Source organism: Kitasatospora sp. NPDC057692, from assembly GCF_042799475.1.
Lineage (GTDB): Bacteria > Actinomycetota > Actinomycetes > Streptomycetales > Streptomycetaceae > Kitasatospora.
The window spans coordinates 26,238-49,269 of record NZ_JBHVIV010000068.1; the positions used below are offsets into that span (position 1 = coordinate 26,238).

Sequence of the window (23,032 nt, forward strand, 5' to 3'; positions counted from 1 at the left end):
CCCGATCATGACTCATGAGGAGTGCGCGTTGAGCAACGAGAGCCTGGCCAACCTGCTCAAGGAGGAGCGGCGTTTCGCCCCGCCGGCAGAGCTCGCCGCAGCCGCCAACGTCACCGCGGCCGCGTACGCTCAGGCCTCCGAGGACCGCCTCGGCTTCTGGGCCGAGCAGGCCCGCCGCCTCAGCTGGGCCGTCGAGCCCACCGAGACCCTCGACTGGTCCAACCCGCCGTTCGCCAAGTGGTTCGCCGACGGCACGCTCAACGTGGCCTACAACTGTGTGGACCGGCACGTCGAGGCCGGCAACGGCGACCGCGTCGCCATCCACTTCGAGGGCGAGCCCGGCGACGGCCGCTCGATCACCTACGCCCAGCTCAAGGACGAGGTCTCGCAGGCCGCCAACGCGCTGCTGGAGCTCGGTGTCGCCAAGGGCGACCGGGTCGCGATCTACCTGCCGATGATCGCCGAGGCGGTCGTCGCGATGCTCGCCTGCGCCCGGATCGGCGCCACCCACTCGGTGGTCTTCGGCGGCTTCTCCGCCGACGCCGTGGCCTCCCGCATCCAGGACGCCCAGGCCAAGCTGGTCATCACCGCCGACGGCGGCTACCGGCGCGGCAAGCCGTCCGCCCTCAAGCCGGCCATCGACGAGGCGCTGACCAAGGTCGACGGCGTCGAGCACGTCCTGGTCGTGCGCCGCACCGGCCAGGAGGTCGCCTGGACCGAGGGCCGCGACGTCTGGTGGCACGAGGCCACCGGGCGCCAGTCCACCGAGCACACCCCCGAGGCGCACGACGCCGAGCACCCGCTCTTCATCCTCTACACCTCGGGCACCACCGGGAAGCCCAAGGGCATCCTGCACACCTCGGGCGGCTACCTCACCCAGGCCAGCTACACCCACCACGCCGTCTTCGACCTCAAGCCGGAGACCGACGTCTACTGGTGCACCGCCGACATCGGCTGGGTCACCGGCCACTCGTACATCGTCTACGGCCCGCTCTCCAACGGCGCCACCCAGGTCATCTACGAGGGCACCCCGGACACCCCGCACCAGGGCCGCTTCTGGGAGGTCGTCCAGAAGTACGGCGTGACCATCCTCTACACCGCGCCCACCGCGATCCGCACCTTCATGAAGTGGGGCGACGACATCCCCGCGAAGTTCGACCTGTCCTCGCTGCGGGTGCTGGGCAGCGTCGGCGAGCCGATCAACCCCGAGGCGTGGATCTGGTACCGCGAGCACATCGGCGCCGGCAAGGCCCCGATCGTGGACACCTGGTGGCAGACCGAGACCGGCGCGATCATGATCAGCCCGCTGCCGGGCGTCACCGAGACCAAGCCGGGCTCGGCCCAGCGCGCGCTGCCGGGCATCGCGGCCACCGTGGTCGACGACAACGCCGTCGAGGTCCCGAACGGCTCCGGCGGCTACCTGGTGCTCACCGAGCCGTGGCCGTCCATGCTGCGCACCATCTGGGGCGACGACCAGCGCTACATCGACACCTACTGGTCGCGCTTCGAGGGCCGCTACTTCGCCGGCGACGGCGCCAAGAAGGACGAGGACGGCGACATCTGGCTGCTCGGCCGGGTCGACGACGTCATGCTGGTCTCCGGCCACAACATTTCGACCACCGAGGTCGAGTCGGCGCTGGTCGGGCACCCGTCGGTGGCCGAGTCCGCCGTGGTCGGCGCCACCGACGCCACCACCGGCCAGGCGATCGTCGCCTTCGTGATCCTGCGCGGCAGCGCCACCGACAGCCCCGAGCTGGTCGAGGAGCTGCGGGCGCACGTCGGCCGCACGCTCGGCCCGATCGCCAAGCCGAAGCAGATCAAGGTGGTCGGCGAGCTGCCGAAGACCCGCTCCGGCAAGATCATGCGCCGTCTGCTGCGCGACATCGCCGAGGGCCGCGAGGTCGGCGACACCACCACGCTGGCCGACTCGACGGTGATGAACCTCATCCAGGCCCAGCTGCCGCCGGCGGGCAGCGAGAGCTGACCCACGCCATGAGGCGGCGGTGAGGCACACATGACGGTGCCCCGGGCGGTCAGGATCGCCCGGGGCACCGTCATGTCCGGGGGCCGTCGCCGTGCACAACGGGCCGCGAGGGCTTACTTCCTTGAAGTAGGACAATCCGGATGTCGCTCTATCGCCACGCTACAATGTCAAAGGCGCATCAAGATCCGCGTCACAGGGCGAGCCGGGAAGTCTGGTCGGCGATGCACCACCGGTGTATCCACATACCGTCCCCTCGCCCCAGGAGGCCGCGCGTGGCCAGCCAGCCGCCCGTCCACGAGCCGACGCCCCAACGCCGCCAGTTCCTCGGCAGGCTGCCGCTCCCCGAGCGCACCTACATCCTGGACGCCCTGCGCACCGAGACGGTCGGCGGCGTCCTGCTGCTCGTCGCCGCGGTCGTCGCGCTGATCTGGGCCAATGTCTGGCCGGACTCCTACCAGTCCGTCCTGAACCACACCGTCGGCCCCTCCGGCCCGCTCCACCTCGACCTCTCCCTGGGCACCTGGGCCAAGGACGGCCTGCTGACCATCTTCTTCTTCGTGGCCGGCATCGAGCTCAAGCGCGAGTTCGTGGCGGGCGAGCTGCGCAGCCCCCGCGCAGCGATGCTGCCCGTCATCGCCGCCGTCTGCGGCGTCGTGCTGCCCGCCGTCCTGTACACCGTCATCAACGCGGGTCCGGGCGGGCACCCGGCGGGCTGGGCCGTCCCGACCGCCACCGACATCGCCTTCGCCCTCGGTGTGCTCGCCGTGGTCGGCAGCCACCTGCCCTCCGCGCTGCGCGCCTTCCTGCTCACCCTCGCGGTGGTGGACGACCTGATCGCGATCCTGATCATCGCGGTCTTCTACAGCTCCGGCATCAAGTTCTGGGCGCTCGGGCTGGCCTTCGCCGGGCTCGTGCTGTTCTGGTTCCTGCACCGGCGCGGGGTGCACGGCTGGTACCTGTTCGTGCCGCTCGCCTTCGTGATCTGGGCGCTGATGCACGAGAGCGGCGTGCACGCCACCGTGGCGGGCGTCGCGATGGGCCTGATGCTCCGCTGCCACCGGGAGGGCGACGAGGAGCACTCCCCCGGCGAGCACATCGAGCACCTGGTCCGTCCGCTCTCGGCCGGGCTCGCGGTGCCGGTGTTCGCGCTGTTCGCGGCCGGGGTGACGATCTCCGGTCCGGCGTTGCGCGAGGTGTTCACCCAGGCCACCCCGATCGGCATCATGGTCGGCCTGCTGGTCGGCAAGACCGTGGGCGTCTTCGGCGGCACCTGGCTGACCGCCCGCTTCACCCGGGCCGAGCTGAACCCGCAGCTCAAGTGGGCCGACCTGTTCGCCGTCTCGGTCCTGGCCGGCATCGGCTTCACCGTCTCGCTGCTGATCGACGAGCTGGCCTTCCCGGACGACCAGGCGCTCGCCGACCGGGCTAAGGCTGCCGTCCTGGTGGGCTCGCTGATCTGCGCGCTGATCGCCACCGTGCTGCTCAAGCTGCGCAACCGGCACTACCGCGCGCTCTGCGAGGAGGAGGACCGCGACCTCGACGGCGACGGCATCCCCGACGTCTACCAGCTGGACGACCCGGCCTGGCAGCACCGCATGGCCGAACGGTCCCGCCGTCAGGAGGCCCCGCAGCCGCAGTCCCAGCCGACGGACGCGGCGCCGACACACCCGGCGGACGAGGGCCGCGACGGGGCCCGCTGAGCGGCCGCCCACCGGACACGTCCCCCCGGCGGGGCCCCGGAGTGGTGTCCGCTCCTCCGGTAGGGGCATGATTCTGAACTGTCGACAGTCCACCGAAGAGGAGAACCGCTGATGCCCGCAGGAGCCGCAGACCCGTCCAGCAACGGCCGGGCGCCCTATGAGGGCGAGCGTTCGGTGGGGCAGCTGTTCGCCGCGGCCACCGCCGACCTGTCCGCCCTGGTCCACGACGAGATCGCGCTCGCCAAGGCCGAGATCCGCGCCGACGTCAAGCGCGGCGTCTCGGGCGGCGTCTCACTGGGCGTGGCCGGCGTGGTCGCGCTGGCCGCCGTCCCGATGCTGAGCGCGGCCGCCGCGTTCGGCATCCACGCGCTGGGTCTGTCGCTCGGCTGGTCGTTCCTGATCGTGGCCGGCGCGTACCTGCTGCTGGCGGTGCTGCTGGGCCTGCTCGCGCTGCGCTCCTTCAAGAAGATCGAGAAGCCGGTCCGGACCATCGAGGGTGCGCAGAAGACCGCCGACGTGCTGAAGAACGCGCGGCCGCGGCCCGCCACCAAGGAGGAGATCGACCGCGCCCTGGGCCGCATCCCGTAGGCCCGCCCGGCGCGCCGGGGACACCCACAGGGACACCACCGGGGACATCTCCAGGGACGCCGCCGGGGACACCACCGGGGCTCCGGCGAGCACACGAGGGGATCGCGCCAGGCACACGCGGGGATCGCGCCAGGAACGCGCCAGGGAACCCGCGCCCGTTGCACGACCGGCCGGAACGGCCCGAGTGCGAGTGCCGGGCGCGTGTCCGGCGCGCGGATATGACACGCTCTCGGTATGTCGCTCGACCAGAAGCACGTGCCCGCGCAGCCGTCCGACAGCTCCGGCCTCACCGGCTCCGGCGGCGCCCAGGACGCGCCCCCGGCCGCCTGGGACGTCCGGCAGGCCGGGCCGTGGATCCACCGCGACCTCGCCGCCAACGGCGCGCGGTTCCACATCGCCGAACTCGGCGAGGGCCCGCTGGTCCTGCTGGTGCACGGCTGGCCCGAGTACTGGTGGGCCTGGCGCCACCAGCTGACCGCGCTGGCCGCGGCCGGCTACCGGGCCGTCGCCGTGGACCTGCGCGGCGTCGGCGGCAGTGACCGCACCCCGCGCGGCTACGACCCCGGCAACCTCGCGCTGGACATCACCGGGGTGATCCGCTCCCTCGGCGAGGACCGCGCGCACCTGGTCGGCCACGCCTCCGGCGGCACGCTGGCCTGGGTGGCGGCCGTGATGCGCCCTTCCGTGATCCAGAGCCTCACCGTGGTCTCGGCCGCGCACCCCCGCGACCTCCGCCGGGCCCTGCTCACCGACCGCAAGCAGCTGGCCGCCTTCGAGCACGTGCTGGGCTTCCAGCGGCCGTGGATACCGGAGCGCCGCCTGGTGGCCGACGACGCCGCGCTGGTCGGCCGCTACCTGGACGCCTGGACCGGCCGCAACCAGCTGGACCGCACGGCGGTGGCCGCGTACCGGCAGGCGATCCAGATCCCCAGCACCGCGCACTGCTCGATCGAGCCCTACCGGTGGCTGCTGCGCTCGATGGCCCGGCCCGACGGCATCCAGTTCGCCCGCCGGATGAAGAAGCCGATCACCGCACCCACCCTGCACGTCCAGGGCGCGGCCGACCCGGTGCTGCTGTCGCACACCGCGCTGGGCGGCGGAGAGTACGTGGCCGCGCCGTACCGCTGGCGGCTGCTGCCGGGCATCGGGCACTTCCCGCACGAGGAGGCGCCGGAGCAGTTCACCGCCGAACTGCTGGACTGGATCGGCCGGCACAAGGACTGAAGGACCAACGGTCCTCGGCCGGGGAAGGGCACGGGTCCGAGGTCCCGGCGCCCGGATGGGCGAACGGGGCCGAAGGTCCCAACTCCCTTGATGTGACGTTCATATGACAAACGCATAGGCCACGTTGATGCCCCACCGGGCGGTTACCCCCGTCGGCCCAGGGGCATCCATTGCGGTATGACCTGGATGCCCGATCGCGGCAGCGCCCCGCGCGGCCGACAGCACAGCAACGGCAACAGCACGCAGCGTTCCGCCCACCGCCCCGAGTGGGCGGACGACCACGGACCCGGCCGCGACGGCAGCCACGACGGCGGCCACAAAACCGGCTTCGACGGCCGCTTCGAAGGCCACCACGACGGCGGCTTCGACGGCGGTTTCGACGGGGCCGGCGGCCACCCGCGCACGGCGCAGCGGCAGCTCGGCATCCCGCACATCCTCGGCCGCCGCGCCCGCTGGGTTGGCGCCCGGCTCCGCCGCGACACCTGACCGGTCCCCGGCCCCCTCCGCCCACCACCGGCCCGGCCCGTCCGACCCCTCGCCCGTCGTACCCTCCCGACCACCGGACGGGCCCCGGCCGATCACGGCGCAGACGTCACCGCACAAAGACTCACGAAGACCCGCGAAGACCCACGCAAACTCACGCAGACCCATGCAGCCCCTGCGCAGAGGCCTCGACGCAGGACTCAGAGCGCGCAGCCCTGGGTGTCCACCCGCCCCGTCGCGGCACTCCCCTGCTCGGCGTCCTGGCGCACCTCGGCGGCGGTCAGCACGTACCCGGTGTCCGCGCTGTCCAGCGACTTGGCGAACACCATCCCGAACACCTGGCCGTCCGGCGTGAGCAGCGGGCCGCCGCTGTTGCCCTGGCGGACCAGCGAGCGCACCGAGTAGACGTCCCGGACGACCTGGCCGCGGTGGTAGATGTCCGGGCCGTTGGCCTGGATCCGGCCGCGGATACGGGCCGGCTGGACGTTGAAGGCGCCGTTCTCGGGGAAGCCCGCGACGATGGCGCTGTCGTTGGTCTTCGCCTCGCCCGCGAAGGCGAGCGGCGGCGCGTTCAGCTTCGGCACGTCGAGGACTGCGATGTCGCGCTGCCAGTCGTAGCTGACCACCGTCGCGTCGTACAGCTGGCCGACGCCGCCGACCTGCACGGTCGGCTCGTCGACGCCGCCGACCACGTGGGCGTTGGTCATCACCCGGTGCGGGGCGTAGACGAAGCCGCTGCCCTCCAGCGTCTTGCCGCAGGCGGTGGCGGTGCCGACCACCTTGACCAGGCTCTGCCGCGCCTTCGCCACCGCCGGACTGCCGGCCAGCGCCGGGTCGGGGATGTCGACCTGGGTGATCGGCTCGTGCTCGAAGGGGTTGAACACCTGTGGGAAGCCGTTGCGGGCGAGCACCTTGGAGAAGTCCGAGAACCAGTTGGGCGCGTCGCCCGGCAGCGCGTCCTGGACGCCGCCCAGCACGGACGAGGTGCGGACCTGCTTGGAGACCGTCGGCAGGGACGTCCCGGCGAGTGCCGAGCCGATCAGCCAGGCCACCAGCAGCATCGAGATCACGTTGACCACGGCGCCGCCCGCGGCGTCCAGGGCCCGGGCCGGGCGGCGGTCGATGTGGCCGCGCAGCTTCCAGCCGAAGTGGGTGGTGATCGCCTGGCCGGTCGCCGCCAGCACGATCACCACCACCACCGCGATCACCGAGGCGGTCGTCCCGGGGCTGAGGTGGTCGAGCAGCAGCGGCAGCAGTTGGACGGCGAGCAGGCCGCCGCCCAGGAAGCCGAGGACCGACAGCACCCCGACCACGAAGCCCTGCCGGTAGCCCGAGACGGCGAATCCGAGGGCGGCGGCGATCAACAGCACATCCAGGACGTTCACCCGGACACCCTCCCACGGCGGACCGTCCGCCCGGGCGGGCTAACGCCGAATCCGGCCGGGACTCCGCGCGGGCCCGCCCCGTCCGCCGTCCCGCGGCCCCCGCGGCCCCCGAGGAGGTGGGGCCCGAGGAGGCGGGGCCCGAGGAGGCGGGGCCCGCCTGCCGCCCCGGGGTTCACAGCGCCCCGGCGTCCCGGCCGAGCACCGCGCGGGAGCGCTCCAGGTCGCCCTGCACCAGTTCCAGCGCCTCGTCCGAGAGGTCGACGATCCGGCCGACGTCCCACGGCAGCTCCAGGCCGCTGTGGTGCAGCACCCGGTCGATCACCCCGGCCGTGAAGCCCCAGACCAGCCGCCCGCCGACCGCGAAGGCCGGACCCAGGTGGCCGGAGGGGTGCCGCAGCCGGGCCCGGTTGGCCGGATCGGTCAGCTCCGTGATCGGCACCCGGAACACCGCGCCGGTCTCCCCCAGGTCCACCGGGCGGACCGGCGACTCCTCGCGCCACCAGCCGAGCACCGGCGTCACCACGAACCGGCTGACCGGGATGTACAGCGCGGGCAGCGTCGCGAAGACCTGCACGCCGTCCGGCTCCAGGCCGGTCTCCTCCCAGGCCTCGCGCAGCGCCGCCGCGACCGGCCCGGGCCCCGCCGGGTCGCCGTCCTCCGGGTCCAGCGCGCCGCCCGGGAACGACGGCTGCCCGGCGTGCGAGCGCAGCGAGCGGGCCCGTTCGATGAGCAGCAGGTCCGGTCCGGACGCGCCCTCGCCGAACAGCATCAGCACGGCGGCGGCCCGGCCGCCCTCGGGCGGCGGAAGGAAGCGGCTCAGCTGCTCGGGCAGCACCCGCTCCGCGGCCTCCCGGACCGGCTCCAGCCAGCCCGGCAGCCCGTCCCGTTCGACCTGCCGCACCCCCCGCCCGCTCACTCGGCCACCGCCAGGTCGGCGACCTGGCCGTGGTGCGCGGCCGCGTCGGCGCGGGCACCGGCCTCGCCCGGGAAGTCGGCGGGAGGCCGCAGCCGCTGGCCCGGGTGGCCGCCCAGCTCGTACTTCAGCAACTTCTTCGCCTTCTCCGGGTCGGTCTCGCCCTCCCCGTAGGAGGGGCAGAGCGGTGCGATCGGGCAGGCCCCGCAGGCCGGCTTCTGGGAGTGGCAGATCCGCCGGCCGTGGAAGACCACCCGGTGCGAGAGCATCGTCCACTCGGACTTCGGGAAGATCTCCGCGACCGCCGCCTCGACCTTCACCGGGTCGTCCTCGGCGGTCCACCCGAACCGGCGGGCCAGCCGCCCGAAGTGGGTGTCCACGGTGATCCCGGGGACCCCGAAGGCGTTGCCGAGGACGACGTTGGCGGTCTTGCGGCCGACCCCGGGCAGGGTCACCAGGTCCTCCAGCCGACCGGGCACCTCCCCGCCGAAGTCGTCGCGCAGCGCGATCGACAGGCCGATCAGCGACTTCGCCTTGTTCCGGAAGAAGCCGGTCGGCCGGATGATCTCCTCCAGCTCCGCCGGGTTCGCCGCCGCCATGTCCTCCGGCATCGGGTACTTCGCGAACAGCGCCGGCGTCGTCTGGTTCACCCGCAGGTCGGTGGTCTGCGCCGACAGCACGGTGGCCACCAGCAGCTGGAAGGGGTTGTCGAAGTCCAGCTCCGGGTGCGCGTACGGGTACAGCTCCGCCAGCTCCCGGTTGATCCTCCGCGCCCGCCGCACCATCGCCAGCCGGGACTCCGGCTTGCGCGCCCGGACCGTCTTCCCCACCGTCTTCCCCACCGGCTCTCCCGCCGGCTTTCCCGCAGCCGCGGTCTTCCGGACCTTGCTCTCTGCCATGCGTGAAGGCTACGCCGGACGGCCGCGCTCCCGGGGCGGATCCTCCAGGCCCGCGCCCCCAGCGGTGGTCGCGCGCCGGGCCGGCGGGTGTCAGGGGCAGCTGACGACCCGGTCGACAGGCGGCAGGCAACAGGTGTCAGGTGTCAGGTGTCAGGGACAGGTGACGACCTGGCCGGCCCAGGAGAGGCCGCCGCCGAAGCCGAGCAGCAGGGCGGGGGCGCCGCTGGACACCTCGCCGCGCTCGACCAGCTTGGCGAGGGCGAGCGGGACGGAGGCGGCCGAGGTGTTGCCGGACTCGACGACATCGCGGGCCACCACGGCGCCGGTCGCGCCGAGGCGGTCCACCAGGGCCTCGATGATCCGCAGATTGGCCTGGTGGGTGACCACCGCACCGAGGTCGGCGGGGGCGAGGCCGGCCCGGCGGCAGGCCTCCTCGGCGATCGGGACCAGGGCGGTGGTGGCCCATCGGTAGACGGTCTGGCCCTCCTGGCGGAAGTGCGGCCGCCAGCCGTCGTCCAGCCGGACGGCGTGGCCCCTGGTCGGGTCGGACCCCCAGACCACCGGCCCGACGCCCGGGCGGTGGGCGCCCGGGCGTCCCGCGGTGTCCGGGCGGCCGGAGGTGTCCGGGCCGAGCACGGCGGCGCCCGCGCCGTCGCCGAGCAGGACGCAGGTGGAGCGGTCCGTCCAGTCGGTGACGTCGCTCATCCGCTCCGCGCCGACGACCAGCGCGTACCGGGCGGCGCCGGCCCGCACGGCGTGGTCGGCGGTGGCGAGCGCGGTGCAGAAGCCGGCGCAGCCGTTGTTGACGTCGAAGCCGACCGCCGCCGGGATGCCCAGCCGCCCGGCGACCTGGGTGCCGATGCTCGGACAGCGGTCCATCGCGGTGCAGGTCGCGACCACCACCAGGTCGACCTCCCCGGGGTCCAGCCCGGCGGCGGCCAGCGCCTTGGCTGCGGCGGAGGCGGCGAGGTCGGTGACGGTCTCCTCCTCGGCGATGCGGCGGGTCACGATGCCGGTGCGCTGCCGGATCCACTCGTCGCTGGTGTCGACCATCCCCGCGAGGTCGTGGTTGGTCAGGACCTTCGCGGGCTGGTGGTGGCCCAGCGCGACGATGCGGGAACCCTGCACGGCTGCTCCTCGGGAACGGGTCGGTGATGGGGCGTCATCACGCCGGACTATAGCGTCCGACCGTTCGGACTCTAAATCCCCCGGCGCTCGCTACACTGGCGCGGTGAGCCCGAGAAGATCAGTCGCCGACGCCCGCCGGACCCGCGCCTCGATCCTGGCCCGCGGCCTGGACCTCGCCTCGGTCGAAGGACTGGAGGGCCTGACCATCGGGCGGCTCGCCACCGACCTGTCGATGAGCAAGTCCGGCGTCCTGGGCCACTTCGGCACCAAGGAGAGCCTGCAGCTGGCCGTCGTCGACGAGGCGGTCGCGCTGTTCCTCCGCGAGGTGGTGCACCGCTCGGAGGCCGCCGGGGCCGCGCCGGGCCTTCCGCTGCTGCTCGCCCAGTGCGAGGCCTGGGTCTCCTACCTGGAGCGCGATCTGCTGCCCGGCGGCTGCTTCTTCACCACGGTGACCGCCGAGTTCGACGACCGGGAGCACGGGCCGGTCCGCTCGGCGGTCGCGGCGCGCAACGCGCTCTGGCAGCGGAGAGTGCGGCACCAGGTCGAGCTGGCGCTCGCCGCCGGACAGCTGCCCGCCGGGACGGAGCCCGAGCAGACCGTCTTCGAGCTGACCGGCCAAGCACTCGCGCTCAACCACGCCCGCCGGTTGTACGGCGACCGGAGCGCCGCCGACCGCGCCCGGCGGGCGATGCGGCGGCTGCTCGGGCTGCCCGTCCCGGGCGCCGGGCAGCCGACGGCGCTCGCCGAACTGCCCGCGCCGCAGGAGTCCTGACACCCGCCCGCGCGCGGTCGTGCCCGACGGCGCGCGGGCCTGATCCCACGCGGCCCGCCAACCGCCGCGGTTCAGCCAACCGCCGCGGTTCACCGGCCGCCGGATCCGTCAGCCCCGGAACAGCGCGTCGACGTCGCCGAAGCCGAGGGCGCCGGCCGGTGCCGTCAGGGTGCCGGGGCCGAGCAGTTCCGCGGCCGCCCGGCGCGCGGCGGTGTAGGCGAGCTGCGCCACCACGGTGCCCGTGCTGATCCGGCGCACCCCCGCGGCGGCGAGTTCGGCGACGGTAGGCCCGCCGGCCACCGCCATCGCGTTGACCGGCAGCGGTGAGCGGGCGCAGAGCTCGGCCAGCGCGTCGAGGTCCAGCAGTCCCGGTACGAAGAGGCCGTCGGCGCCCGCCGCCGCGTACGCCTCGGCCCGGGCGAGCACGTCGTCGAGTCCGCCCAACCCGAACAGGAAGACATCCGTGCGGGCGTTGACCAGCAGCTCCGGCAGGCCCGCCGCCTCCGCCGCCGTCCGGGCCGCGCGCAGCCGGGCGGCCTGCTCGTCCACCGCGAACAACGGGCCGCCGACCGCCGTCGAGTCCTCCAGGTTGACGCCGGCCGCGCCCGCCCCGACCAGGGCCCGGACGGTGTCCGCGACATCGGCGGGCGCCGGGCCGTAGCCACCCTCGGCGTCCACGGTCACCGGCAGGTCCACGGCCTCCGCCACCCGGCGGGCGGCCTCGACGGCGCTCCTGCGGTCGAGGCGCTGGCCGTCGCCCCGGCCCAGCGACCAGGAGACGCCGCCGCTGGTGGTGGCGATCGCGGCGGCGCCGGCCGAGGCGATCACGGCGGCGCTGCCGGCGTCCCAGGCGTTCGGCAGGACGAGCACGCCGTCCGCGACCAGTGCCCGCAGACGGGCGGCCTTCGTACGGAGGGCGGCGGACGGGAGGGGGGTGGACGGGAGGGGGGTGGACGCGGTCATGCGGGTCACCGGCTTTCACGGATCAGCGGGGCGGGAGGCGGGAGGCGGGAGTCGCGAGGAAGGAGGCGGACGCGGGGAGCGCGGGTGGTGCGACGACGGCATCCTGCGGGCGACGGGCGCCCCTGTTCCAGTGATTAAGCTGAGGCCGAATCACGGCCGGTGAGGGAGGGCGGGGACACCGATGCGGACCGAACTCGCGCTGTCGGCCGACGACCTGGCGCGCACCAGGTTCGCCGTCTCCCCGATGTGGGAGGTGGTGACCAGCCTCCGGGTGCTCGCCCGGCCGACCGTCCCCGCGCAGCACCGGCACTGGGCCGCACAGGTCCGCCCCCGGCTCGCCGCCGCCGGGCCCGCCGTGCGCCGGCTGGCCGCGATGGTCCCGCCCGCCGGCCACCTGCCGGACTTCCTCAACCCCGTCCCCGGTACCGCCGCCCCCGCGCTCTCCGACGAACTGGCCGCGATCACCGCGACCTCCCCCGAACTGGTCCGCGCCGACCTCGCCGTCCTGGCCGCCGAGCGCGGCGGTCGGCTGCCCGCCGTCCTCGAACCGCTGTACCGCGACCCGGCCGCCCGGCTGCCCCGGCTCGCGGCCGACCTCGAGGCGTACTGGGACCTCGCGCTGGCGCCGCACTGGGCCCGGATCCGCGCCCTGCTCGACGCCGACGTGCTGCACCGCGCCCGCCAGGCGGTCGGCCACGGCACCGCCCGCGTCCTCGACGACCTGCACCGGACCGTCCGCTGGGACGGCGCCGGGCGCGGGGCGCTGCGGCTGGAGCAGCGGCACTGCGCGGTCGAACGGCTGGACGCCGCGGCCGGCCTGGTGCTGGTGCCCTCGGTGTTCGCCTGGCCCCGGGTGCTGACCCGCACGCTGCCGCCGGACCCCCCGCAGCTCGCCTACCCGGCGCGCGGGATCGCCACCCTGTGGGAGCCCCGCCCCGTCGGCGACACCCCCGAGGCGCTCGCCGCCGTCCTCGGCCGCTCCCGGGCCCGGCTGCTCGCCGAACTCGACGCGCCCGCCTCCACCACCGAGCTGGCCCGGCGCACCGGGCTCTCCGCCGCCGGCGTCTCCCAGCACCTCACCGCCCTGCGCGCCGCCGGGCTGACCAGTTCGCACCGCGCCGGTCACGCCGTGCTGTACGCCCGGACCGCCCTCGCCGACGCCCTGCTCGCCCCGGACCGGGCCTGACCGCTCCCGCCCGGGCCCGACCGATCCCGACCGAACGTGGCTCGATACCGACCCACGACGACCGGCAGCGACCGCATCATCGGGCCCCGCCGACCCGGCTGACCTGCCGGTTCGGGCGACTCGCGGGACAACCCCGGCGGTACGAATGGCCCCGCGCAGCACACCTCGGCACACCCCCTCCTCATATGATCGGAGCGACATGCGCCATGCTTGGTGATGCAGAGCACTGTACGAACTTGTGCCGGAGGGCTTGACGGCCGACCGGCCGAGAAGGAGGAAGCACGTGGACGACGTTCTGCGGCGCGCCGCACTCTTCGCGGCACTCGACGACGAACAGGCCGGCGAGCTGCGCGCTTCCATGACCGAGGTGACGCTCGCCCGCGGCGAGTCGCTCTTCCACGAGGGCGACCCGGGCGACCGGCTGTACGTCGTCGCCGAGGGCAAGGTCAAGCTGCACCGCGCCTCGCCGGACGGCCGCGAGAACATGCTCGCCGTCCTCGGCCCCAGCGAGATGATCGGCGAGCTCTCGCTGTTCGACCCGGGCCCGCGCACCGCCACCGCGAGCGCGCTGACCGAGGTCAAGCTGCTCGGCCTCGGCCACGGTGACCTCCAGCCCTGGCTGCACGCCCGCCCCGAGGTCTCGATCGCACTGCTGCGCGCCATCGCCCGCCGCCTGCGCCGGACCAATGACGTGATGTCCGACCTGGTCTTCTCCGACGTGCCCGGGCGCGTCGCCAAGGCCCTGCTGGACCTCTCCCGCCGTTTCGGCGTGCAGTCCGAGGAGGGCATCCACGTCGCCCACGACCTCACCCAGGAGGAGCTGGCCCAGTTGGTCGGTGCCTCCCGCGAGACGGTCAACAAGGCGCTCGCCGACTTCGCCGGCCGCGGCTGGCTGAAGCTGGAGGCCCGCGCGGTCGTCCTGCTGGACGTCGAGCGGCTCTCCCGCCGGTCCCGGTAGCCGCGCACGCACCGCTTGCGGAAAGGGCCCGTACGCTCCGGCGTACGGGCCCTTTCCGCTGTCTCGGAGGCCGATGCTCTCGGAGACGGCTGCTCTCGGAGACGGCTGCTCTCGGCGGCCGTCACTCCGGGATGAGCCCGTGCTCCCTGAGGTACTGGAGCTGGGCGCGAACCGACAGCTCGGCGGCCGGCCACAGCGCGCGGTCCACGTCCGCGTAGACCCGGGCCACCACCTCGGCCGCCGTCCGGCAGCCGGCCTCGACCGCCGTCTCCACCTGGGCCAGCCGGCCCGCCCGGTGCGCCAGGTAGTAGTCCACCGCGCCCAGCGCGTCCGCGAGCACCGGCCCGTGGCCGGGCAGCACCGTCCGCACCCCGTGCTCGGCGGCCATGGTGTGCAGATGGCGCAGCGAGTCCAGGTAGTCGCCGAGCCGGCCGTCCGGATGGGCGACCATCGTGGTGCCGCGGCCGAGCACGGTGTCGCCGGTGAGGATCGCGCCGTCGGCGGGCAGGTGGAAGGTCAGCGAGTCCGAGGTGTGGCCGGGGGTGGCGACCACCCGCAGGTCGAGGCCGCCGACCTCCAGGCGCTCGCCGTGCGTGAGGCCCTCGGAGCCCAGCCGGTGCGCCGGGTCCAGCGCGCGGACCTCGGTGCCGGTCAGCTCGGCGAACCGGGCCGCGCCCTCGGAGTGGTCGGCGTGCCCGTGGGTCAGCAGGGTGAGCGCCACCCGTTGGCCCCGTTGCTCGGCGGTCTCGATCACCCGGCGCAGATGGCCCTCGTCCAGCGGGCCCGGGTCGATCACCACCGCGAGGTCCGAGCCGGGCTCGGAGAGCAGCCAGGTGTTGGTGCCGTCCAGCGTCATCGGGGACGGGTTCGGCGCCAGCACGCAGAGCGCCCGGGCGGTGGCCTCGCCGCCGATCGCGGCGGCGGGGTCACCGGGCAGGAGTCCGCTCACCGGCCGCCCTCGCCGTCGCGATGCAGCAGGCGCAGGGGCAGTGCGCGGACGAGCGCGCGCTGGGCCACCTCGGTGAAGGGGGCCTGGCCACTGGCACAGGCCGGGGTACGCGGGGTCAGGCTGCGGGCGGGCATCTCGGGTGCCGTCCGGCGAGCCACGTCGTTGTGGGTCATCGGGCGTCGATCCTTTCCTCTGACAGGGACTTGTATCAGGAACGTGTTGCGGGAAGTTGCTGCGGGGAATTGCTACGGGGACCTGCTGCGGGAAACGCGGGAGAAAAAAGGGGACAGGGCGAGGAACGCTGCGGCGTCAGCCGACGCGCTCCTCGGGGAAGGTTCCGTCGATGGTCAGTTCGTCGTACCCCGGCCAGCGGACGGTCAGTCGCTCTCCGCGCACCTCGGCACGGCCCAGCACCGGCTCCAGCGAGCGTTCGGCCGCCGCGCCCAGCGCCTCGGCGGCGCTGCGCACCGGCAGCAGCTCGCGCAGCACGGTGACGGTCGGCGGCAGCATCCCGAACCGGCCCTCCTCGTAGCCGTGCACGGCCTCGGCCGGGCTCAGCCAGGCGACCCGGTCGGCCTCGCCGACCTCGCGGGCGGCGTCCTGCCCGGGCGGCAGGGCCGCCACGAAGAACCAGGTGTCGTAGCGGCGCTCCTCGAACGCCGGGGTGATCCAGCGCGCCCAGCCGGCCAGCAGGTCGCTGCGCAGCAGCAGGCCGTGCTCGCGCAGGAAGTCGGCGAAGGAGAGCTCGTGGGCCTCCAGGGCGGCGCGCTCGGCGCTCCAGTCGCGGGGCGCGGCGACGCTGTGGGCGTCCGGGCCGGCCAGCAGCACCCCGGCCTCCTCGAAGGTCTCGCGGACCGCGGCGCAGACCACCGCCTGCGCGGTCGCGGCGTCCACTCCGAGCCGCTCGGCCCAGGCGTGCGGACCGGGTCCGGCCCAGCCGAGCTCGGCCTCGGCGTCCCGCCGGTCCACCCCGCCGCCCGGGTAGGCGTACATGCCGGCGGCGAACGCCATCGAGGTGCGGCGGCGCAGCAGGTACGCCTCGGGGCCGGCGCCCGCGCCGGTGTCCCTGAGCAGCACCACGGTGGCGGACGGCTTCGGCACGGGTGGGGTCAGCTCGCCCGCGTCGGCCGCCCTGATCCGGGCGGGCCAGCCGGGCGGCATCGGGAGCGTCGTTGCTCGCTGGTCCATGCCCGGATGCTAAGCGCCCGGGGGCGGGGTTGGACAGGGGTGATCCGTTGTCCGGCCCCGCCCCCGGCAGGTTCGCGCGCGCGTCCGGCTCGGGCCCGCGGTTCAGGCCCGCACCGTTCAGGCCCGCACGGCTCGGACCTGCGAGGCTCGGACCCGCGAGGGTCGGCCCTTCGCGGTCCGGGCCTGCGGGTTCAGGCTCCGGCGCGGACGCGGACCTGCAGCTCGACCTCGACCGGGGCGTCCAGCGGCAGCACGGTGACGCCGACCGCGCTGCGGGCGTGCACACCGGCCTCGCCGAACACCTGGCCGAGCAGCTCGCTGGTGCCGTTGATCACACCGGGCTGGCCGGTGAAGTCGGGGGCGGAGGCGACGAAGCCGACCACCTTGACGACCTGCTCGACCAGGTCGAGGTCGCCGATCACGGACTTCACGGCGGCCAGCGCGTTCAGCGCGCAGATCTGCGCGAGCTCCTTGGCCTCCTCCGGGGTGACCTCGGCGCCGACCTTGCCGGTGTTCGGCAGCTTGCCGGCCACCATCGGGAGCTGGCCCGAGGTGAAGACGAACTCACCGGTGCGCAGCGCGGGCACGTAGGCGGCGACCGGGGCGGCCACCGGCGGCAGGGTCAGACCCAGCTCGGCGAGCTTCTCCTCGACCCTGCTCATGCGTGCGCCGCCTTCTTCTCACGCTTGAAGTAGGCCACCAGCTGCTCCGGGTTCGGGCCCGGTACGACCTGGACCAGCTCCCAGCCGTCCTCGCCGAAGTTGTCCAGGATCTGCTTCGTGGCGTGCACGAGCAGGGGTGCCGTCATGTATTCCCACTTGGTCATGGCCAGACTCTAGACGCTCGGTCCCGGCGGACCGGCACGGTCCGCGCCCGGGCGCGCTCCGGCGTGTGAGGTGGCCCACAAACCGGGCATGATTCAGGCCCGGCCCCCGGGGTACTCCCGGCATCCGGCGCGGTCCCTGGTTACCCTCGCGGAAGGGCACCCGTGTGGTGCCGGCCCTCGGAGACGGACGGAGACGGAGCGTGGCACGCACCCCCGGCCAGGCGGCCCGGCGCGATCCCGACTGGGAGGGCGTGCGGCTGCACGTGGTCAGCGGCAAGGGCGGGACCGGGAAGACGACGGTGGCCGCGGCACTCGCGCTGGCGCTCGCCGCGGAGGGCCACCGGACGCTGCTGATCGAGGTGGAGGGCCGGCAGGGCATCGCCGAGCTGTTCGGCATAGCGGCCCTGCCGTACGAGGAGCGCAGGATCGCCTCGGTCACCCCGGCCCAGCTCGGTCTGCCGCCGGCCCAGGACGGTGCCGCGGCCACGGGTGGTGAGGTGCACGCGCTCGCGATCGACACCGAGCAGGCGCTGCTCGAGTACCTCGACATGTTCTACAAGCTCGGCCGGGCCGGGAAGGCCCTGCAGAAGGTCGGCTTCGTCGACTTCGCCACCACCATCGCCCCCGGCGTCCGGGACGTCCTGCTGACCGGCAAGGCCTGCGAGGCCGCCCGGCGCAAGGGCCCGGACGGGCGGCGGCGGTACGACGCGGTGGTGATGGACGCGCCGCCGACCGGGCGGATCACCCGGTTCCTGAACGTCAACTCCGAGGTGGCCGGCCTGGCCCGGATCGGCCCGATCCACAGCCAGGCGCAGGCCGTGATGCGGGTGCTGAAGTCGCCGGAGACCGCCGTGCACCTGGTCACCCTGCTGGAGGAGATGCCGGTCCAGGAGACCGTCGACGGCTTCGCCGAGCTGCACGAGGCCGGGCTGCCGGTGGGCGGGGTGCTGGTCAACATGGTCCGGCCGCCGGTGCTGGACGCGGCGGCGGTGGCCGCGGTGGACGGCGACCACCGCGAGGAGGTCGCACTGGCCCTCGGCGAGGCGGGCCTCGGCGGCCGCTCGCGCAAGCCGGAGACCGTCCGGACGGCGGTCGAGCCGCTGCTGGACCCGCTGCTGGAGCAGGCGAGGGAGCACGCCGAGCGGGTGGAGCTGGAGCGTGCGCGGCGCGCCGACCTGCAGCAGCTGAAGCTCCCGACCTACGAACTTCCCCTGCTGGGCGAGGGTGTGGACCTCGGCGGGCTCTACCGGCTGGCGGGCGAACTGAAGCGGCAGGGGGCGGCGTGAGCGGGCGGACCAACACGAGCGGCGGCGGCGCGGCCGAGCACGGCGGCGGCACGGGCGACCGCGAGGGCGGCCGGCTCGCGGTGGACGGGCTGATCGACGACCCGAAGACCCGGATCATCGTCTGCTGCGGCTCCGGCGGCGTCGGCAAGACCACCACCGCGGCGGCGATCGGCCTGCGGGCCGCCGAACGCGGCCGCAAGGTCGTCGTGCTGACCATCGACCCGGCCCGCCGACTGGCGCAGTCGATGGGCCTGACCGAGCTCGACAACACCCCGCGGGTCGTCAAGGGCGTGAGCGGTGACGGCGAGCTGCAGGCCATGATGCTCGACATGAAGCGGACCTTCGACGAGGTCGTGCTGGCCCACGCCGAGCCCGAGCGGGCCCGCGCGATCATGGAGAACCCCTTCTACCAGTCCCTGTCGGCCGGCTTCGCGGGCACGCAGGAGTACATGGCGATGGAGAAGCTCGGCCAGCTGCGGGCGGCCGAGGAGTGGGACCTCATCGTCGTCGACACCCCGCCGTCGCGCTCGGCGCTGGACTTCCTGGACTCGCCGAACCGGCTCGGGTCGTTCCTCGACGGCAAGGTGATCCGGATCCTGACCGCGCCCGCCAAGGTCGGCGGCCGGTCCGCGATGAAGTTCCTGAACGTTGGGATGGGCCTGTTCACCGGCACCCTCGGCAAGATCTTCGGCGCCCAGCTGCTGACCGACGTGCAGACCTTCGTCAGCGCGATGGACTCGATGTTCGGCGGCTTCCGCGAGCGCGCGGACCGCACGTACCAGCTGCTCCAGGCGCCGGGCACGGCGTTCCTGGTGGTGGCCGCGCCGGAGCGGGACGCGCTGCGCGAGGCGGCGTACTTCGTGGACCGGCTGGCCGCCGACCGGATGCCGCTGGCCGGGCTGGTGCTCAACCGGGTGCACGGGACGGGCGCGCCGCAGCTCACCGCCGAACGGGCGCTGGCCGCGGCGGAGGCGCTGGAGGAGAACGGGTCCGAGCACACCTCGCCCGAGGCCGAACTGCTCGCGGCCGGGCTGCTGCGGCTGCACGCCGAGCGGATGCAGGTGATGGTGCGCGAGCGCCGGACCCGCGACCGCTTCGTCTCGGTCTACCCGGACGTGCCGATCGTCGAGGTGGCCGCGCTGCCCGGGGACGTCCACGACCTGGACGGCCTGCGGGTGATCGGCGAACGGCTCAGCGGCTCCGCCGACTGATCCCGAACACCGGTCCGACGTCGGCTCGGACCACCGAACGCCGGCCGTCCAACGCCGACCACCGAACGCCGACCGTCGGCCTCCGAACACCGATCCCCGACACCGGTCCGGCCCGGGCCCCCCAGCCCGGGCTGACCGACCGTCCTTCGCCCGGCTCAGCCCGCCTGGGCGTAGTCCGTCAGTATCACGCCGGTGGCCAGCGAGGCCTCGTACTCCGTACGCGCCGTCTCCAGCAGCCGGCGCCACGAGATCACGGTCGGCCGGCGGCGCAGCAGCGCCCGGCGCTCGCGCTCGGTCATCCCGCCCCAGACCCCGAACTCCACCCGGTTGTCCAGCGCGTCCGCCAGGCACTCCGTGCGCACGGGGCACCCGCTGCACACCGCCTTGGCGCGGTTCTGCGCCGCCCCCTGGACGAACAGTTCGTCCGGATCACTCGTGCGGCAGGCGGCCTGCGCACTCCAGTCGTCTACCCAGCCCATGCCGGCGCCGTCCTCTCCCGAATCGAGGCTCCCCCACGGCGGCAACGGCATATTCACCGTTGCCAGTTGAGGACGTTACGGAAGAACGACAGCTTGCAACAGCCCCTTCGGGCTCAATCTCGAATGACCCAATTGGACTATGGGTGGCGATCAGCTCACTCGTTGGAGTGATCGCAGGTCGCAAGCCTTGCCAGGGTCGCGGGCGCCACTCTCACCACGCGAGTCGTCACACAGTGCTACCGGACACAGGGGTGCAGCGACCAACAGCTGCCCCAAAAGCACCCCAGTAGCGGGCAATTCGGGCAATTCTCATCACTCACAAGAGTGATCGATGCTGACGCAGCGAAGCTGTCGCAAGCTTGTGACAAGCCTAGGCGAACACCTGCCCCGGCGTGTGGCATTCGGCAACGTAGGGTTCTCCTCATGGCACCGAAGCGCCCCCAGGCATCCCCGCCCCCCGGAAACACCGGAGCTCCGCGCGGCAAGCGCCGCGGATCACCGCTGGACTACGCGGGCCACGGAGTGAAGTTCCTGGGGGTCAGCGTCCTCTCCGGCGTCCTGCTGGCCGGCATGGCCCTGCCCGCCGTCGGCGCGCTCGGGCTGACCGCCAAGAACACGGCCGAGGGCTTCTCCAACATCCCGGACGACTTCAAGACGCCGCCGCTCACCCAGGCCACCCAGATCTTCGACGCCAAGGGCGGGCTGATCGCCAAGGTCTACGAGCGCGACCGCACCGTCCTCACCGCCGACCAGATGTCGCCGTACATGCGGCAGGCCCAGGTCGACATCGAGGACGCCCGCTTCTACGAGCACGGCGCCGTCGACCTCAAGGGCGTGCTGCGCGCGATCAGCAAGAACGCGGAGAGCGGCACCGCCTCCCAGGGCGCCTCGACGCTGACCCAGCAGTACGTGAAGAACGTCAACGTCGAGAAGGCCGGCGACGACCAGGCCGCCGTCCTGGAGGCCCAGCGCAAGACCCTGGGCCGCAAGATCCAGGAGCTGAAGGTCGCGATCAAGTTGGAGGAGGACCTGACGAAGGACCAGATCCTCACCAACTACCTCAACATCACCTTCTACGGCCACCAGGCGTACGGCATCGAGGCCGCGTCCCAGCGCTACTTCAGCAAGTCCAACAAGGACCTCACCGTCGCCGAGGCCGCCACCCTGGCCGGCCTGGTCCAGAACCCCTCGCAGTACGACCCGGTGCGCTTCCCGGACAACGCGGTGAAGCGGCGCAACGTCGTGATCGACAAGATGGTCGAGAACAAGCACGTCACGGCGGACCAGGCCAAGGAGGCCAAGGCCGCCCCGCTGGGCCTGAAGTACAAGGACCCGCAGAACGGCTGCATCACCGCCCAGGCGGGCATGGGCTTCTTCTGCGACTACGTCCGGCACGTGGTCAAGCAGGACCCCGCGTTCGGCAAGAACGCCGCCGAGCGCAAGAAGTTCTGGGACCAGGGCGGCCTGAACATCTACACCACCCTCGACCCGGACAAGCAGGCCGCCGCCCAGGCCGCGGTCACCACCAAGGTCAAGGTCACCGACCCGGTCTCGGCCGCCACGACCATGATCGAGCCGGGCTCCGGCAAGATCCTGGCGATGGCCCAGACCCGCCCGTACGGCCTGGAGCCCTCCAAGAACCAGACCGTCGTCAACCTCAACGTCGACGCGGCGATGGGCGGCGGCAACGGCTTCCAGCCCGGCTCGACGTTCAAGCCGATCATCGCCGCGGCCGCCCTCGAGAACGGCATGCCGCCCACCAAGGCGTTCCCGTCCGAGAACCGCATCGAGTGGCCGACGATGAAGACCTGCGAAGGCACCTGGCGGAACACCGAGCGGGGCGACAAGCGCTACGTCCCGAACGAGAGCAAGAGCGAGGTCGGCCCCTACGAGCTGAAGCAGGCGATGGCCCTCTCGGTCAACACCTACTTCGTTCAGATGGAGCAGGAGATGGGCCTCTGCCCCGTCAAGCAGATGCTCGACAAGCTGGGCATCGCCACCACCGCCTCCGGTGACAAGATCGACGTCGTGCCCTCGATCACCCTGGGCACCAAGGAGATGTCCCCGCTGACCATGGCGAACGTCTACGCGACCTTCGCCGCCCGGGGCAAGCACTGCACGCCGATCGCGATCAACAAGATCACCACCGTCGACGGCAAGGACGTCAAGGTCCCGGCGAGCAGCTGCGGCCAGGCCTTCTCCGAGCAGACCGCCGACGCGATGAACACCGTCCTGCTCAACGTGACCGAGAAGGGCACCGGTGCCTCCCTCGGCCTGGAGGACGGCCGCCAGATCGCCGGCAAGACCGGTACCACGGACAAGAAGAAGGCCGCCTGGTTCAGCGGCTACACCCCGCAGCTCGCGACCGCGGTCTGGATCGGCGGCCCGACCGGCGGCGTCGAGATGAAGAACATGAAGATCGGCGACACCTACTACGGCGCCGACGGCGTCTTCGGCGCCACCGGCCCCGGCCCGATCTGGAAGATGGCCATGGACGGCGCGCTGAAGGGCTCGCCCAAGGAGACTCTGCCGACCATCGACATCCCGGACCCGGCCCCCAAGCCGGACCCGAACGCCACCGCCCCGGCCACCCCGCCGGCCGACCCGAACGCGGGCGGCAACCCGCCGCCCGCCCAGAACCCGGGCGGCCCCGGTCCCAACGCGGGCGGTGTGATCGGCGGCGGCTTCACCTTCCCGCCGGGCGTCATCGGCGGCGCCGACGGCGGCAACGGGAACGGCAACGGGCGCGGCCGCCACTGAGCGCAGGCCCGCCGGCCCGACCGGTGAACGACGAGGGGCGCCCCCCGAGCGATCGGCTCGGGGGGGGCCCCGCGTTGCCGGTGTGCGGGGGCCCGGGCAGCCGGCGAGCGCCGCCGGCACCACCGCGGCCCCCCCGCCGCCCCCCGCCCC

The 23,032-nt window shown here is 73.5% G+C and carries 22 protein-coding genes; 11 read left to right on the plus strand and 11 right to left on the minus strand.

Features of this window, described 5'->3' with window-relative positions; all coding sequences use genetic code 11:
• Positions 1–7 precede the first annotated feature (7 nt).
• The 5 genes from acs (at position 8) to ACFVFS_RS30165 (ending at position 5,982) form a co-directional block, all read left to right on the plus strand.
• Positions 8–1,984, plus strand: coding sequence for an acetate--CoA ligase (gene acs, locus ACFVFS_RS30145; RefSeq protein WP_380627990.1), 1,977 nt, complete (start codon positions 8–10; stop codon positions 1,982–1,984).
• A 221-nt stretch (positions 1,985–2,205) separates the two neighbouring features.
• Positions 2,206–3,684 carry a Na+/H+ antiporter NhaA gene (gene nhaA, locus ACFVFS_RS30150; protein WP_380627991.1) on the plus strand — a complete coding sequence of 493 codons (1,479 nt, stop codon included), beginning with the start codon at positions 2,206–2,208 and terminating at the stop codon, positions 3,682–3,684.
• Between the two features lie 111 nt (positions 3,685–3,795).
• On the plus strand, positions 3,796–4,272 hold the full coding sequence (locus tag ACFVFS_RS30155; RefSeq protein ID WP_350558600.1) for a phage holin family protein: 477 nt from the start codon (positions 3,796–3,798) through the stop codon (positions 4,270–4,272).
• A gap of 234 nt (positions 4,273–4,506) precedes the next feature.
• A complete protein-coding gene (locus ACFVFS_RS30160; protein WP_380627992.1) occupies positions 4,507–5,496 on the plus strand; it encodes an alpha/beta fold hydrolase in 990 nt (329 codons plus the stop codon).
• A 177-nt stretch (positions 5,497–5,673) separates the two neighbouring features.
• Positions 5,674–5,982, plus strand: a complete 309-nt coding sequence (locus tag ACFVFS_RS30165) for a hypothetical protein (protein ID WP_380627993.1) — start codon at positions 5,674–5,676, stop codon at positions 5,980–5,982.
• Positions 5,983–6,179: 197 nt separating this feature from the next.
• Here the strand turns inward: ACFVFS_RS30165 and ACFVFS_RS30170 are convergent, their stop codons facing one another.
• The 4 genes from ACFVFS_RS30170 to ACFVFS_RS30185 all read right to left on the minus strand — a co-directional run bounded on the left by ACFVFS_RS30170 (position 6,180) and on the right by ACFVFS_RS30185 (position 10,304).
• Positions 6,180–7,364 (minus strand): MarP family serine protease, encoded by a 1,185-nt coding sequence (locus ACFVFS_RS30170; protein WP_380627994.1) that lies wholly within the window; start codon positions 7,362–7,364, stop codon positions 6,180–6,182.
• Positions 7,365–7,536: 172 nt separating this feature from the next.
• A complete protein-coding gene (locus ACFVFS_RS30175; RefSeq protein WP_380627996.1) occupies positions 7,537–8,265 on the minus strand; it encodes an NUDIX hydrolase in 729 nt (242 codons plus the stop codon).
• An 11-nt stretch (positions 8,266–8,276) separates the two neighbouring features.
• Positions 8,277–9,176, minus strand: coding sequence for an endonuclease III (gene nth / locus ACFVFS_RS30180; protein ID WP_380627998.1), 900 nt, complete (start codon positions 9,174–9,176; stop codon positions 8,277–8,279).
• Between the two features lie 150 nt (positions 9,177–9,326).
• Positions 9,327–10,304 (minus strand): beta-ketoacyl-ACP synthase III, encoded by a 978-nt coding sequence (locus tag ACFVFS_RS30185; RefSeq protein ID WP_380627999.1) that lies wholly within the window; start codon positions 10,302–10,304, stop codon positions 9,327–9,329.
• A gap of 103 nt (positions 10,305–10,407) precedes the next feature.
• On the opposite strand from ACFVFS_RS30185, the gene ACFVFS_RS30190 reads away from it, so the two are divergent.
• Positions 10,408–11,076 (plus strand): TetR/AcrR family transcriptional regulator, encoded by a 669-nt coding sequence (locus tag ACFVFS_RS30190; protein ID WP_380628000.1) that lies wholly within the window; start codon positions 10,408–10,410, stop codon positions 11,074–11,076.
• 108 nt (positions 11,077–11,184) lie between these two features.
• On the opposite strand, the gene ACFVFS_RS30195 is transcribed toward ACFVFS_RS30190, so the two are convergent.
• Positions 11,185–12,039, minus strand: coding sequence for an isocitrate lyase/phosphoenolpyruvate mutase family protein (locus ACFVFS_RS30195; RefSeq protein ID WP_380628001.1), 855 nt, complete (start codon positions 12,037–12,039; stop codon positions 11,185–11,187).
• A gap of 181 nt (positions 12,040–12,220) precedes the next feature.
• Here ACFVFS_RS30195 and ACFVFS_RS30200 point away from each other — a divergent pair, with 181 nt between their 5' ends.
• The gene (locus tag ACFVFS_RS30200) at positions 12,221–13,225 is read left to right on the plus strand and encodes a DUF5937 family protein (protein WP_380628002.1); all 1,005 of its coding nucleotides are present in this window, start codon (positions 12,221–12,223) and stop codon (positions 13,223–13,225) included.
• Positions 13,226–13,508: 283 nt separating this feature from the next.
• A complete protein-coding gene (locus tag ACFVFS_RS30205; RefSeq protein WP_030288117.1) occupies positions 13,509–14,183 on the plus strand; it encodes a Crp/Fnr family transcriptional regulator in 675 nt (224 codons plus the stop codon).
• Positions 14,184–14,304: 121 nt separating this feature from the next.
• Here ACFVFS_RS30205 and ACFVFS_RS30210 read toward each other — a convergent pair whose 3' ends face one another.
• From ACFVFS_RS30210 to ACFVFS_RS30230, 5 genes are all read right to left on the minus strand, one after another.
• Positions 14,305–15,132, minus strand: a complete 828-nt coding sequence (locus ACFVFS_RS30210; protein WP_380628003.1) for an MBL fold metallo-hydrolase — start codon at positions 15,130–15,132, stop codon at positions 14,305–14,307.
• Positions 15,129–15,305 carry a hypothetical protein gene (locus ACFVFS_RS30215; RefSeq protein WP_380628004.1) on the minus strand — a complete coding sequence of 59 codons (177 nt, stop codon included), beginning with the start codon at positions 15,303–15,305 and terminating at the stop codon, positions 15,129–15,131. Before ACFVFS_RS30215 ends, ACFVFS_RS30210 begins: the two co-directional genes overlap by 4 nt.
• Before the next feature lie 136 nt (positions 15,306–15,441).
• Complete coding sequence (locus tag ACFVFS_RS30220; RefSeq protein ID WP_380628005.1) at positions 15,442–16,320, minus strand: NUDIX hydrolase; 879 nt, start codon at positions 16,318–16,320, stop codon at positions 15,442–15,444.
• A gap of 191 nt (positions 16,321–16,511) precedes the next feature.
• On the minus strand, positions 16,512–16,982 hold the full coding sequence (locus ACFVFS_RS30225) for a RidA family protein (RefSeq protein WP_380628006.1): 471 nt from the start codon (positions 16,980–16,982) through the stop codon (positions 16,512–16,514).
• Positions 16,979–17,146, minus strand: a complete 168-nt coding sequence (locus ACFVFS_RS30230) for a DUF4177 domain-containing protein (RefSeq protein WP_380628007.1) — start codon at positions 17,144–17,146, stop codon at positions 16,979–16,981. The genes ACFVFS_RS30225 and ACFVFS_RS30230 overlap by 4 nt, the downstream gene beginning before the upstream one ends.
• A 200-nt stretch (positions 17,147–17,346) precedes the next feature.
• On the opposite strand from ACFVFS_RS30230, the gene ACFVFS_RS30235 reads away from it, so the two are divergent.
• Positions 17,347–18,432, plus strand: coding sequence for an ArsA-related P-loop ATPase (locus tag ACFVFS_RS30235; protein WP_380628008.1), 1,086 nt, complete (start codon positions 17,347–17,349; stop codon positions 18,430–18,432).
• Positions 18,429–19,643, plus strand: coding sequence for an ArsA family ATPase (locus tag ACFVFS_RS30240; RefSeq protein WP_380628009.1), 1,215 nt, complete (start codon positions 18,429–18,431; stop codon positions 19,641–19,643). Before ACFVFS_RS30235 ends, ACFVFS_RS30240 begins: the two co-directional genes overlap by 4 nt.
• A 155-nt stretch (positions 19,644–19,798) precedes the next feature.
• Here ACFVFS_RS30240 and ACFVFS_RS30245 read toward each other — a convergent pair whose 3' ends face one another.
• Complete coding sequence (locus ACFVFS_RS30245; protein ID WP_344338874.1) at positions 19,799–20,122, minus strand: WhiB family transcriptional regulator; 324 nt, start codon at positions 20,120–20,122, stop codon at positions 19,799–19,801.
• 423 nt (positions 20,123–20,545) lie between these two features.
• Between ACFVFS_RS30245 and ACFVFS_RS30250 the strand changes: the two genes are divergently transcribed.
• Positions 20,546–22,882, plus strand: coding sequence for a transglycosylase domain-containing protein (locus ACFVFS_RS30250; protein WP_380628010.1), 2,337 nt, complete (start codon positions 20,546–20,548; stop codon positions 22,880–22,882).
• Positions 22,883–23,032 lie beyond the last annotated feature (150 nt).

Coding starts and splice junctions, on each gene's coding strand:
- acs (WP_380627990.1), top strand. CDS start 8: ATGACTCATGAGGAGTGCGCGTTGAGCAACGAGAGCCTGGCCAACCTG.
- nhaA (WP_380627991.1), top strand. CDS start 2,206: ATGCACCACCGGTGTATCCACATACCGTCCCCTCGCCCCAGGAGGCCG.
- ACFVFS_RS30155 (WP_350558600.1), top strand. CDS start 3,796: ATGCCCGCAGGAGCCGCAGACCCGTCCAGCAACGGCCGGGCGCCCTAT.
- ACFVFS_RS30160 (WP_380627992.1), top strand. CDS start 4,507: ATGTCGCTCGACCAGAAGCACGTGCCCGCGCAGCCGTCCGACAGCTCC.
- ACFVFS_RS30165 (WP_380627993.1), top strand. CDS start 5,674: ATGACCTGGATGCCCGATCGCGGCAGCGCCCCGCGCGGCCGACAGCAC.
- nth (WP_380627998.1), bottom strand. CDS start 9,176: ATGGCAGAGAGCAAGGTCCGGAAGACCGCGGCTGCGGGAAAGCCGGCG.
- ACFVFS_RS30195 (WP_380628001.1), bottom strand. CDS start 12,039: ATGACCGCGTCCACCCCCCTCCCGTCCACCCCCCTCCCGTCCGCCGCC.
- ACFVFS_RS30200 (WP_380628002.1), top strand. CDS start 12,221: ATGCGGACCGAACTCGCGCTGTCGGCCGACGACCTGGCGCGCACCAGG.
- ACFVFS_RS30215 (WP_380628004.1), bottom strand. CDS start 15,305: ATGACCCACAACGACGTGGCTCGCCGGACGGCACCCGAGATGCCCGCC.
- ACFVFS_RS30220 (WP_380628005.1), bottom strand. CDS start 16,320: ATGGACCAGCGAGCAACGACGCTCCCGATGCCGCCCGGCTGGCCCGCC.
- ACFVFS_RS30225 (WP_380628006.1), bottom strand. CDS start 16,982: ATGAGCAGGGTCGAGGAGAAGCTCGCCGAGCTGGGTCTGACCCTGCCG.
- ACFVFS_RS30230 (WP_380628007.1), bottom strand. CDS start 17,146: ATGACCAAGTGGGAATACATGACGGCACCCCTGCTCGTGCACGCCACG.
- ACFVFS_RS30245 (WP_344338874.1), bottom strand. CDS start 20,122: ATGGGCTGGGTAGACGACTGGAGTGCGCAGGCCGCCTGCCGCACGAGT.
- ACFVFS_RS30250 (WP_380628010.1), top strand. CDS start 20,546: ATGGCACCGAAGCGCCCCCAGGCATCCCCGCCCCCCGGAAACACCGGA.